Here is a 12,026-nt window from a genome sequence, read left to right as displayed (position 1 = left end):
AAGATGGGGGTGACGATTGACCCCCAATTGTTAATGGCTGTCCGCTGGTGATTAGGTGGGGATAGGCTCTCCTGGTCGCAATTTTGACCATTTTCCGGTTTCTTGTTTAAAGCTCTCACAGCCAACTACATCCCATTCCATCTCGATGCTATCTTCTGTGGTGCGAATATTAACGTTGATGCTGGGTTCAACGGGGTCAAAGGTGGGATTTTCGCTAACATGGCGTTCCTGATGCTGGGTTTCTACCGCGTGGTAGGTGATACAGCGATCGACATAGTAACAGTTAACACAAATACACATATTCAAAATCCTCTGTATATTTTCAAAAGGATTGACTACTTGATTTCCCTTTCTGCTAATTTAGCTTATATTAATCGATTCTTGCTGATGCTGCTATGGGTCTAGCCTACTGTTATCCTGGTCTAGCCACTATCTCAAGCACCTTTGCGCCAACAGATGACTGTTACGGCTGTTTCTGACTCAGACTGGGGGATGATACTGGCTTAACCCCCCTCAGTACAATTTTACCCGATCTCGAACCTGATGCCAATTTCTGGGAATTTCATGGGTATCGGTTTAGTATTTAAAGTTAAATTCTGAACTCATAGTATAGCGATCGCGTCCAGCTTTTTTGGATTCATACAGTGCTTGATCTGCTGCCATAAACAGGGTCTCTGGATGATAATCACTGCTAGGAATTATGCTGGCAATTCCTATACTTATCGTTACTACCGGATGCTGAGAATCTACAGATTTAGGCACTCCAGAAGCTATAGCTAATTCTTTGACCGCGAGGCAAATTTTTGCCGCCACAAACATGGCTCCCTTCCCATCAGTTTGGGGTAGAAGCACCACAAACTCTTCTCCACCATATCTAGCTAATAAATCATTGGGACGTTGTAAATTATGTTGAATAGCTTGGGCTACTTTTTGTAAACATACGTCTCCGGCTAGATGACCAAAAGTATCGTTATATAGTTTAAAGTAATCTATATCGCAGACAATTAATGCCAGGGGATTATGTTTGATAGCCATACATTCCCATTCCATTTTAAAAGCCTTCTGGAATTGTGAGCGATTAGCCACCTTAGTGAGTTCATCAACATAAACTAAATTTGATAAATATTGGTTATCACGTTCCAATTGTTCTATATAAATAGAACTAGGCACTTGGGGGAATATCGGTTTATAGCTAAAGTAAACACGATACAAATCACAAGCCAAAAGATAATGATTATTTAGGCTTTTAATTATCCCTATACTCTCTAAGTAATAGGCTGATATTGGCTCAATTTTTAAGGCTTTTTTGGCGGCGATTAACTGCTGCATAATTTCCACTAATTGTGGCTTTTTTTGAATTAATATCCAGAATCTTTTCAGATAATTTTTATAAATACCTGCATCGGTAGAAGCTCGATGAAAAAAATCATCAAATTTTGTTTGATGATCATATAAATAATGAAAAGCTAGATGAATTAAATAGGGATGTCCACCGACCAAGCAGGTTAATTTGTGTAACTGATTTTCGGTTAAAGTGAGTTGGTATTTGTCGGCTAGTTCTCCCACTTGCTGATGCGTAAACTCAGGTAAATCAATCAATACACCTACATTAAAGGGAGATTGATTAATCCCTAAAGAAACATAAACTTCTGTGGAATGAACCAAAACCAGGCGCAATTTCTGCCAAATTGTTGAATGTGCAGATTTCTCATGCCAAAATCGCAATAATGGCAGAAAGTTCATGAAGATTTTGGGATACTCAAACAGCAAATTAACCTCATTAAAAACCAATAAAAAAGGTCCGTTAATTTGGGGAATTAAGTATTCTTCAAAATACATCGTGCAGCTCACTTTGTCGCCGATGTCTTCATCCCAATAATCATTAATATTATAGGCTATTCCTAACTGTCTGGTGACATTACTACATAACCAACGCAAAAATTTGGTCGAACTTTCAAAAATCCCTAAATCCGCTTGGTGAAAGTCAATTAAGACGGTACTATATCCTAAACTGTTGGCGTGGTTAATCAACCTTAGCATTAACGAACTTTTTCCCATTTTTCGGGGTGCTTTAATTCGCATAACACTACCAGGTTGGGTTATTTGCTGATAGGCTCTAATTTCGATGGGGGGACGCTCCACATAAAAAGCAGAATCCAGAGACAGCGGACTATCAGGACATGGGAGACAACCAAGAGGATTACTGAATTCTAATTCTGGCGGTATAGCTTGATCCATTTTCCCTCAAAATATTTTTGGTCTCATGGTATTGTATAGTATATATTAAGTGCGAGACGTTTAGGAGTCAAAATAAGGCTGCAATGCCTGAAATAACCTCCTAGTGGGACTTTCGCCCTTGGTGAAATATAGCCCCAGACAGGAAAATTAGGACGTATAATGGAGAGGACGAGATGACTAAGAAGACCAAAAATGCCAGCCCCCTATAGTTACGACCTCAGACAAAAAGTTATTGATGCAATTGAACTAGACGGTATGCCCAAAACAGAAGCCAGTCAAGTTTTCCATGTCAGCCGGAACACTATCAATCTCTGGCTGCAAAGAAAAGCACAGACCGGAGACTTCCTCCCTAAACCTAATCACCGACCTGGCAATAACCACAAAATTACCGACTGGCATAAATTCAAGGCTTTTGCCCAAGAGCATGGCCACAAAACCTCCGCTCAAATGGCTGAACTTTGGGATGACGACATCTCTCCTGGCACCATATCCAGAGCCTTGAAGAAAATTGGCTTCACCAGAAAAAAAACTTACGGCTACCAAGAAGGTGATGAGCAACAGCGAGAGGAGTTTATTGCTCAGATTGAACATATGGAGCCGGAAGGGTTGGTTTACCTCGATGAAGCTGGCATGAATAGTCAAGACTCGGATTATCCTTATGGTTACTGCCAGGAAGGACAACGCTTCGATGCCCTCAAATCAGGGAAGAGGCAGGGCAGGGTGAGCTATATGGCCCCATGGTGTCATCAACAACTCTTAGCTCCCTTTACCTTTGAGGGTTGTTGTAATCGGACAGTGTTTGAGTTGTGGTTGGAGTTCATCTTAATTCCAACACTGAAGCCAGGTCAAACTCTAGTACTGGACAATGCAACGTTTCATAAAGGGGGGCGGCAGGCTGAACTGGTGGAGGCAGCTCCATGCCGTTTACTCTATCTTCGGCCTTATTCGCCAGACCTCAACAAGATAGAGAAATGTTGGTCGTGGTTGAAAGCCCGCATTCGCCATTGCACGTGAGCAGTTTGATTCTCTCGATGATGCCATGGATTCCGTTCTCCCAGCTGCGTCCTAACCGTATTGACTAGTGCTATATAAGGGACTCGTACCCTGACCATCCCATAACTGTTTATATGTCCCAACGTTGGGTATATAAATATACAAAGTGCGAGACGTTCAGGCATGAAATAGGGTTGAAATACCTGAAATAACCGCCTGGTGGGTACTTCAACCCCTTGGTTGAATATAAGGAGCGCACTCCTGACCATCCTCATAACTGTTTATATGTCCCAACATTCGGTATATAAATATACCAAATAAGGCAGGGAACCCAAGGTCAAAACGAACTAACTCATACAAATTCCTTATAGTAAGCCCAGAAATGGATAAGTAAAGCTAGGAAGTCAGGGTAACGGCGATAGCCACCCCCAGTTTTGGGAATCACAATCTCAGGATTGAAGCGGGGAACGGAAGGCATGAAGCAGAACCAACTGCCAAACTTGACCACTGCCAACCATCCATGATTAGGGAAACCGAATGTCCGGCTTGAACCATCGTAAATTCTAAGTAGCGAAATAGGTTGATACGCTGCGCTCAAAAGAGTATAGGGAAAAGTAGGGTATTTTTGTTAACACCTACACAGACCTTTAAAGTACCTCGGTGGAGAGGACAAATCTAAAGATGGAATGCCCATACAAACGGAACGTTTTTAACCCCTTCTAGGCTCTGACAATCTGGTCGAGAGAGTCAGTAGTGAAAGTGTAAGCGTAAGCCTATTAGGGGGTGAGATGTGACCAAAAGCCAACGCCCTGCTGTAATGGTAGGGATATGCTAACAGGTCACGGTTTGATTGTAAGGAATAGAGTCTAGTAGGTGTACATATGGCGATAGTGAGTTTAAAGAAAGGATTTGGCAAGCCCAAACCAATCAAGACTACGAACAACGCATGGAAGGCAATCCCATGGACTAAGGTTCAGCGGAAAGTCTTCAAGCTCCAAAAGAGTATATTTCAAGCAGCTAAATCGGGACAGGATGCAAAGGTTAGAAGGTGGCAACGTCTATTGGTGAAATCATATTATGCCCGGCTCTTAGCAGTGCGGCTGTAGGGGTGGGTTCCACGGTCAGCCATGCTTCCCAACAGTCAGCTTAATAAACCCGCCCCCCCAAGCGGGTCAAGGCAAGAAGACAGCCGGTGTTGATGGAGTAAGAGTAATCTCTCCAAGACAAAGGTTTGAACTGGTCAAGAACATTAAGGGAAACCTCAAAGCAAAACCACTGCGACGGGTTTGGATTCCAAAACCTGGTAGGGATGAAAAAAGCTGGAATAGGAATACCCACAATTCAAGATAGAGCAAGGCAAGCCTTGGTTAAGTCGGCTCTCGAACCTGAATGGGAATCGAGATTTGAAGGCACAAGCTACGGGTTCCGTCCAGGACGGTCAGCCCATGACGCAGTTAGCAGAATTTACACTGCCATAAATCAAGGACAATATTATGTTCTCGATGCCGATATAGCAAAATGCTCTTACCGTGAACCATGATTACCTACTGTCCAAAATTCATTGTCCAAGCAGCCTAAAAAGAGACCTGAAACAATGGCTCAAAGCGGGAGTGCTAGATAAAGGTGTATTTGAGGATACAGAAGCAGGAACACCTCAAGGAGGGGTAATAAGTCCAATACTCGCCAACATCGCACTGTTGGGAATGGAAAGGCTAGTTAAAGGAATGTATCCAAATAAAGGCACAGCCACCCAGGTGAACCTTATAAGATATGCCGATGATTTTGTGGTCATCTCCAAAGACCTAGGAATCATTGAACAGTGCCAAACTGCTATTTCTGAATGGCTAAAACCTGTAGGCTTAGAAATAAAATCTGAAAAAACTCGAATCTGCCACACGCTCAAATCTACTGAGTATGATGGTAAAACAGAAAAACCAGGGTTCGACTTTCTAGGATTCAATATCAGGCAACATCCAGTAGGAAAATATAAATCTGGGAAAACAGGCGGGGCAGCAAGCCGATTAATCGGACATAAAACCCACATAAAACCCAGCCATAAAGCAGTTAAAGCCCATACAGAAGTGATTAAAGGTGTAATCAAACAACATAGAACAGCACCTCAGTCAGCCCTGATAAAACATCTAAACCCGATTATTCGGGGATGGTCAAATTACTACTCAGCGGTAGTCTCAGCAGAGACCTTCAATAAGCTAGACCTCATAATCTGGTTAATGTTACGGGCATGGACAGCATCAAGATGCAAAGGGGTGAACTACGAAAAGCTGAGGAACTATTTCAGACATGGAACGGTTAAACTTAGCAATGGGAATGAAAGACAGGAATCTTGGTTATTCCAGACCAAAGAAGGACTCCAATTATGGAAACATAACTGGACCCCAATTGTCAGACACACCTTAATACGCCCCGACGCAACACCATACGATGGAAATTGGACTTACTGGGCAACCAGGAGAGGACAAGCAATCGATACGCCAAATAAGGTAGCAAAACTACTTAAAAAGCAAAAAGGCAAGTGTACCTGGTGCGGGCAATTCTTTACCCCATTAGATTTAATTGAAGTAGACCACATTGTACCTAGAAGCCAAGGCGGAAAGGATGAATACAAGAATCTTCAATTATTACATCGCCATTGTCACGATGATAAAACAGCTCTTGATGAAGAGATGATGCTGTACTCTTAACAAGGAGACGGTCAAACTAGGAGCCGTATGAGGTGAAAGTCTCATGTACGGTTCTGCTGCTGAATGGGAGGGGTAGACCGTGAGGTCTATCTCGACCCCTAATCAAGGCAGGGAACTCAAGGTCAAAACGCAAAATTGAGAATCTTAATGATTCCTTAACAATTGCGTTGAGAGTAACGGCGATAGCCACCCCCAGTTTTGGGAATCATAACCCCAGGATTGAAGCGGGGAACGGAAGGCGTGAAGTAGAACCAACTACCAGACGCGAGCACTGCCAACCATCCACGACTAAGGAAATCTGAATGTTCCGACTTGAACCATCGTAAATACAAAGTAGCGAAATAGGTTGAAACGCTGCGATCAAAAGAGTAAGGGGAAAAGTAGGGTTTTTTATTAGATACCTACACAGACCTTTAAAAGTACCCCGGTGGAGAGGACAAGTCTAAAGATGGAATGCCCATATAAACGGAACGTTATAACCCCTCTCAGGCTCTAACAATCTGGTCGAGATAGTTAGTAGTGACAAATGTAAACGGATGCCTCTGAGGGGGTAAGATGTGACCAGAAGCCAATGCCCAACTGTAACGGTAGGGATATGCAGACAGGTCACGGTTTGATTGTAAAGAATAGAGTCTAGTAGGAGTTACTATGACGAAAGCGAGTTTAAAGAAAGGCTTTGAGAAATCAAGACCAATCAAGAGGTGCGTTTGGATGGAAACATATTCCATGGGCGAAAGTTCATAGAAAAGTTTTCAAGCTCCAAAAGAGGATATTTCAAGCAGCTAAATCGGGACAGGACGCGAAGGCAAGAAGGTTGCAACGTTTACTGGTGAAGTCATATTATGCCCGACTCTTAGCAGTGAGACTGTAGGGGCGGGTTCCACGGTCAGCCATGCTTCCCAACAGTCAGCTTAATAAACCCGCCCCCCAAGCGGGTCAAGGCAAGAAAACGGCTGGAGTTGATGGAATGAGAGCAATCTCTCCAAGACAAAGGTTTGAACTTGTGGAGAGCATTAAGGGAAACCTCAAAGCAAAACCACTGCGACGGGTTTGGATTCCAAAACCTGGAAGGGATGAAAAAAGCTGGAATAGGAATACCCACAATCCAAGACAGAGCAAGGCAAGCCTTGGTTAAGTCGGCTCTCGAACCTGAATGGGAATCGAGATTTGAAGGCACAAGCTACGGGTTCCGTCCCGGACGGTCAGCCCAAGACGCAATTGGTAGAATCTATACTGCCATAAATCAAGGACAATACTATGTTCTCGACGCTGATATAGCGAAATGCTCTTACCGTGAACCATGATTACCTACTGTCCAAAATTCATTGTCCAAGCAGCCTAAAGAGAGACCTGAAACAGTGGCTCAAAGCTGGTGTGCTAGACAACGGTGTATTTGAGGATACCGAATCAGGGACACCCCAGGGAGGGGTAATAAGTCCAATACTCGCCAACATCGCACTGTTGGGAATGGTTAGGTTCATAGAAACAATGTATCCCAAGAAAGCAAACAGAGCGCAGGCTACTGTTATAAGATACGCCGATGATTTTGTAGTGATATCACCATCACTAGAAATTATTGAACAGTGCAAAACCGCTATCTCCGTATGGTTAAAACCTGTAGGACTAGAAATAAAACCTGAAAATACTCGAATCTGCCATACGTTCAAACCTATTGAATATGATGGCAAAACAGAGGAGCCAGGGTTTAATTTTCTAGGATTCAATATCAGGCAATATCCAGCAGGAAAATATAAATCTGGGAAAACAGGGGGAATGGCAAGCCGATTAATCGGTCACAAGACCCACATCAAACCCAGCAAGAAAGCAGTTCAAGCCCACACGGAAGTGATTAAGGGTGTAATAAAACAACATAAAACAGCACCCCAGTCAGCCCTGATTAACAAACTAAACCCGATTATTCGAGGATGGTCAAATTACTATTCAGCGGTAGTCTCATCAGAGACCTTCGTTAAACTAGACCACATAGTTTGGCAAATGTTACGGGCATAGACAGGTTCAAGATGCGGAAAGGCAAGCCACGAAAAGCTAGGAAACTATTTCCAACAAGGAACGGTTAAACTTAGCAATGGGAAAGAAAGACATGAATCTTGGTTATTCAAGACCAAAGATGGATTCCAACTATGGAAACATAATTGGACTCCGATTGTTAGACACACCCTAATACGCCCTGACGCAACACCATACGACGGAAATTGGACTTACTGGGCAACCAGAAAAGGTCAAGCAATTGAAACGCCAAATAGGGTAGCAAAACTACTCAAAAAGCAAAAAGGTAGGTGTACATGGTGTGGACAGTATTTCGTACCATCAGATATAATTGAAGTAGACCACATTATACCTCGAAACCACGGTGGAAAGGATGAATATAAGAATCTTCAGCTATTACATCGCCACACCCGCGATGATAAAACGGCACTAGATAACGCCAACGCTGTATCCTTAACAATGGAGCAGTCAAACTAGGAGCCGTGTGAAGGGAAACTTTCACGCACGGTTCTGAATGGGAGGGGATGGAGGCGACTCCATTCTCGACCCCTAATCCCATATCCTGAGCTTTGTCAAAAATAGTCCCTTTCGGCAACATCAAGAAAGTCACCTGAGAAAGTTATCGTTATCTGAACACTTGAACTTGGTGGACTTTGGTAATTTGATTGACTATTTGCGATCGCGGATTCTTCTATAGATAGGTATTGCTTGCTATATGTCTGCTGCTATTACATCCCCATTATCTCCCGAAAACTGGCCGTTTGGTTTAGAAAATCTACCCGAATCAGCTTATTTAGTCGGGGGTGCGGTGCGGGATGCCTTATTGAGTCGCGCTGTGGGTGATTTAGATTTAGATTTTGTGGTGTTGTCGGAAGCAGTAAACACAGCCAAAACCATCGCCTCCCATTATCAAGCCGGATTTGTGTTGTTAGATGCGGAGCGACAAATTGCTAGGGTAGTATTCCCAGGGGTAACAGTAGATTTTGCTCAAGCTGAGGGAGGAAGTTTAGAGGTAGATCTAGGGCGGCGGGATTTTACAATTAATACGATCGCCTATCATCCCATAACCAAAACTTTTTTCGACCCCTATCAGGGACAACAAGACTTAAAACAGGGTCTGATGCGGATGATCAGTCGGGAAAATTTAGCTGATGATCCCCTGCGGTTGCTGCGGGGATATCGACAGGCGGCGCAGTTAGGCTTTGTGATTGAACCGGAAACTAAACAGACGATCGCCGATTTAGCCAGTTTATTACCACGGGTAGCAGCAGAACGTATCCGCACTGAGTTAGGATATTTACTCAATACCCCCTTGGGAGTGCCGAAATTAATTGAAGCCTGGAAAATCGGTCTGATCTCCCCCTGGTTTAGCAGTTTGGGAGATAGATGCGATCGCCTCAAAAATCTTGATCACGTCGCCGCCGCCGTCTCACAAACCTATCCACCATTAGCCAAACCCTTGAGCGAGTCGGTGCGGGAAACCATTAAAATGTCCCAACTCGCGATCGCCAAATTAGCCACCATGACCAGCGAGGATCGGGACCAAGCCGAAGCCGAGTTAATTACCCTCAAATATAGCCGAGTTGAGATCCGGGGAGTTCTGGCTTTACTGGGAACCTTTCAGCAACTACAACCCACCCCCATAGCCGATCTATCCATACGCCAACAATATTTTCTATTTGCTAATGTGGGGGAATTTTTCCCCGCCTTAGTAGTCCTGTCCATAGCCGCCGGAGCATCACTACAGGAGTTTACTACCCTAATTAACCATTATCTGAATCCCGATGATGCGATCGCTCACCCCCAACCCGTCATTAGCGGGAAACTCTTAATGGCAAAATTGGGACTCTCTCCCAGTCCCTTATTAGGGGATCTACTCCAAGAGATACAAATTGCTAAGGCTGAGGGTCAAATATCCACCCGTGAAGATGCCATAGCGATCGCATCCCAGAAAATGCTTGAATTAAACCTATAATAAGCGCGATCGCATTGATGATTTTATCCCCAGCCATCGCCCATTGCCCATTGCCTTCCCAGAAATCAATCAACGGGGCAGCATTAATTATTAATTGTTAATTGTTAATTGTTAATTGTTAATTATTTACAAATCAATCAACGGGGCAGCATCAATTATTAATTGTTAATCTTTAATTATTTATCCATCAATTAACGGCGCAGCATTAATTATTAATTGTTAATTATTAATTGTTAATTATTAATTGTTAATTATTTAGAACGGGACTGACGGGGCTCGAACCCGTTTTATAGCCTATAACCCCTATTCTACCGCCATTATAATGCGCTCGAAAGCGATCGCACATTTAGGAGTTAGTGCCAAATGAGTGCAAGTACAAACAGTACACATAGTGGTACATATCAAGGCTTTGAGGATATTCTTGAGTTTTTCAACCTATCCCGCAAACAATGTCCCAAAGGTGTCAGGATTAAGCGTAACCGGGGGACAATTCAGCTAGACATCACTACTGACCCGGAGACGGGAGGGCGTAAGCAGCGAGGATGTAATTGTCAGTTCACTTTTGAGGGTATCCGTAAGGCCGTTGATAAGGCCTGGTTAGTTCATAAATCCCTTGACGGACAATTTCAGTCGGTGTCTGAATGGCTCGACTGGTACAAGGCTACTATCCTTGATGAAAACAAAACCCCTTTGGAAAACGACTTAATCACCTATCGCCAAGTGTTTAAAGAGATGGAAGATGATTACTTTAATGGGGTACACAAGAACACTAAACGGAAGCGCTCTCGCGATATGGCTAGTGACAGAGCTTCATTTAAACGGTGTTTCTTAGATGTATTTGACAAAGTTACAGACTGGGATAGTTACGTCACTTGGGAGGGTATAAAAGAAGCCTTGTATACTCCATTAAAAGACGGTAGCAGTCCGGTGGGGCACAAGGATTTTAAAGACCGATATTACAAGTTAAGGCAGGTAGCGGAACGGGCTGGCTGCAAAAAAGCACTGGACAAGCTAGAAAAAATTGACCCAACCCAAACAGTATTTACGGAGTCTCAAAGTGTAGATTTAGATACCTTGCTAGGCTTGTTAGATAAAAAACGCAACACTGACTACAGAACATCTGTAGACAATAATGCGCGTGATGGTTGGTGTTGGGTTAGTGCAATGTGTACCCTATACGGATTACGACCGTCTGAAGTAGCAGCAGGTCAAAATTTAACTAAGCCAGTTAAGATTGATGGTATTACTTTTCCGGCTATCTCAGACCCCAATAACACTGAGTTAGTGTTAGTGATTGGTGAGTTTACTAATTTTGGCGGCAGTACCAAAACGGGTTGGCGGTTAGCTATCCCAATGAGTAAAGACAAGGTTCTAATTAACCGCCTAGGGATTCATAACGTTTATCTACCTGTTACTGAGTCTAAAAATCCAAAAATGTTTAATAATAATCATCGCAACTGGTTATCACGACATAATTGGGGACTAACTCAAGCCTATGCCTTTCGACACCTTGGAAACCAACTAGGGGAGATGAACGGGATACCACAGGAAATCAGAGCGCGTTCGTTTGGTCACTCGGTGTCAGTTAATGATGGCAAGTACAAAAAACGTCGCCATCTTGCGACAGAGTTAGGCATCCTAACAAGACATCAAAGGCAACCATTACCGCTAGAGATGGGGAAACAAGTCCTGATTAATATCGGCATTAATCCAGACCTACCAGAGGTTAAGGCAATTATCAGAGCTCTTTACCAGCTTGATGATTAATCCCCAATAAACCCACAACACAATACCCTCTAGGCTAAATACCTAGGGGGTTTTCCTTTTGCACTAACTCCTAAATGTGCGATCGCTTTTGAGTGCACTAGAGTAACGGTAGAATAGGGGTTATAGGCTATAAAACGGGTTCGAGCCCCGTCAGTCCCGTTTTTTCTATTTCCTTATCCTGACGGCGATAGCGGGAATTTACTTAACCCGATAGTCGTACCGTCACACACAAAATACACTCAACTCAGTCTTAGCACACGGGACAATTAGCGCATATCCCTCAGCAACAAATCTTAATTATTGACGGGTTAATCAATAAGCACAACTTAATCAATCTGTCAAAT

Annotated in this window: 13 protein-coding genes and 1 pseudogene; 12 read left to right on the top strand and 2 right to left on the bottom strand. The window is 43.3% G+C overall.

All coding sequences use genetic code 11. The features are described 5' to 3' along the window. Positions 1-51: 51 nt before the first annotated feature. Both N39L_RS10295 and N39L_RS10290 read right to left on the bottom strand, forming a co-directional pair. Entirely contained in the window at positions 52-300 is a 249-nt protein-coding gene (locus tag N39L_RS10295; protein ID WP_006616402.1) for a Ycf34 family protein, read from the bottom strand. Positions 301-576: 276 nt separating this feature from the next. After that, entirely contained in the window at positions 577-2,238 is a 1,662-nt protein-coding gene (locus N39L_RS10290) for an AAA-like domain-containing protein (protein WP_006616401.1), read from the bottom strand. Positions 2,239-2,430: 192 nt separating this feature from the next. Here N39L_RS10290 and N39L_RS10285 point away from each other — a divergent pair. The 12 genes and pseudogenes from N39L_RS10285 to N39L_RS10230 all read left to right on the top strand — a co-directional run bounded on the left by N39L_RS10285 (position 2,431) and on the right by N39L_RS10230 (position 11,682). Beyond that, positions 2,431-3,307 (top strand): IS630 family transposase gene (locus tag N39L_RS10285; protein ID WP_286131322.1). Its coding sequence is split into 2 segments (ribosomal slippage): positions 2,431-3,243 and positions 3,245-3,307, totalling 876 coding nucleotides; the frame shifts between segments, so codons are not numbered across the junction. Between the two features lie 805 nt (positions 3,308-4,112). Continuing rightward, positions 4,113-4,337, top strand: a complete 225-nt coding sequence (locus N39L_RS10280; protein ID WP_014275146.1) for a reverse transcriptase N-terminal domain-containing protein — start codon at positions 4,113-4,115, stop codon at positions 4,335-4,337. A 21-nt stretch (positions 4,338-4,358) separates the two neighbouring features. Beyond that, a pseudogene (locus N39L_RS10275) lies at positions 4,359-4,581 on the top strand (HNH endonuclease). Beyond that, entirely contained in the window at positions 4,541-4,771 is a 231-nt protein-coding gene (locus N39L_RS10270; RefSeq protein ID WP_035736221.1) for a reverse transcriptase domain-containing protein, read from the top strand. The pseudogene N39L_RS10275 and the gene N39L_RS10270 overlap by 41 nt, the downstream one beginning before the upstream one ends. Continuing rightward, a complete protein-coding gene (locus N39L_RS10265) occupies positions 4,761-5,933 on the top strand; it encodes a group II intron reverse transcriptase (protein WP_014275144.1) in 1,173 nt (390 codons plus the stop codon). The genes N39L_RS10270 and N39L_RS10265 overlap by 11 nt, the downstream gene beginning before the upstream one ends. Positions 5,934-6,609: 676 nt before the next feature. Then, positions 6,610-6,804 (top strand): reverse transcriptase N-terminal domain-containing protein, encoded by a 195-nt coding sequence (locus tag N39L_RS10260; protein WP_014275143.1) that lies wholly within the window; start codon positions 6,610-6,612, stop codon positions 6,802-6,804. Positions 6,805-6,825: 21 nt separating this feature from the next. Next, positions 6,826-7,068, top strand: a complete 243-nt coding sequence (locus N39L_RS10255; protein ID WP_014275142.1) for a hypothetical protein — start codon at positions 6,826-6,828, stop codon at positions 7,066-7,068. Continuing rightward, complete coding sequence (locus tag N39L_RS10250) at positions 7,007-7,237, top strand: reverse transcriptase domain-containing protein (protein WP_014275007.1); 231 nt, start codon at positions 7,007-7,009, stop codon at positions 7,235-7,237. Before N39L_RS10255 ends, N39L_RS10250 begins: the two co-directional genes overlap by 62 nt. Next, entirely contained in the window at positions 7,227-7,943 is a 717-nt protein-coding gene (locus tag N39L_RS10245) for a reverse transcriptase domain-containing protein (RefSeq protein WP_014275140.1), read from the top strand. The genes N39L_RS10250 and N39L_RS10245 overlap by 11 nt, the downstream gene beginning before the upstream one ends. Before the next feature lie 153 nt (positions 7,944-8,096). Beyond that, on the top strand, positions 8,097-8,417 hold the full coding sequence (locus N39L_RS10240; RefSeq protein WP_410223647.1) for an HNH endonuclease: 321 nt from the start codon (positions 8,097-8,099) through the stop codon (positions 8,415-8,417). A 238-nt stretch (positions 8,418-8,655) separates the two neighbouring features. Continuing rightward, the gene (locus N39L_RS10235) at positions 8,656-9,915 is read left to right on the top strand and encodes a tRNA nucleotidyltransferase/poly(A) polymerase-related protein (protein WP_014275139.1); all 1,260 of its coding nucleotides are present in this window, start codon (positions 8,656-8,658) and stop codon (positions 9,913-9,915) included. Positions 9,916-10,278: 363 nt separating this feature from the next. Further along, positions 10,279-11,682, top strand: coding sequence for a site-specific integrase (locus tag N39L_RS10230; RefSeq protein WP_014275138.1), 1,404 nt, complete (start codon positions 10,279-10,281; stop codon positions 11,680-11,682). Positions 11,683-12,026 lie beyond the last annotated feature (344 nt).

The sequence above is a fragment of the Limnospira platensis NIES-39 genome, from assembly GCF_026000695.1.
Classification (GTDB): domain Bacteria; phylum Cyanobacteriota; class Cyanobacteriia; order Cyanobacteriales; family Microcoleaceae; genus Limnospira; species Limnospira platensis.
The sequence above is the reverse complement of the archived record's forward strand: the minus strand, read 5'-3'. Positions and strand labels throughout refer to the sequence as shown.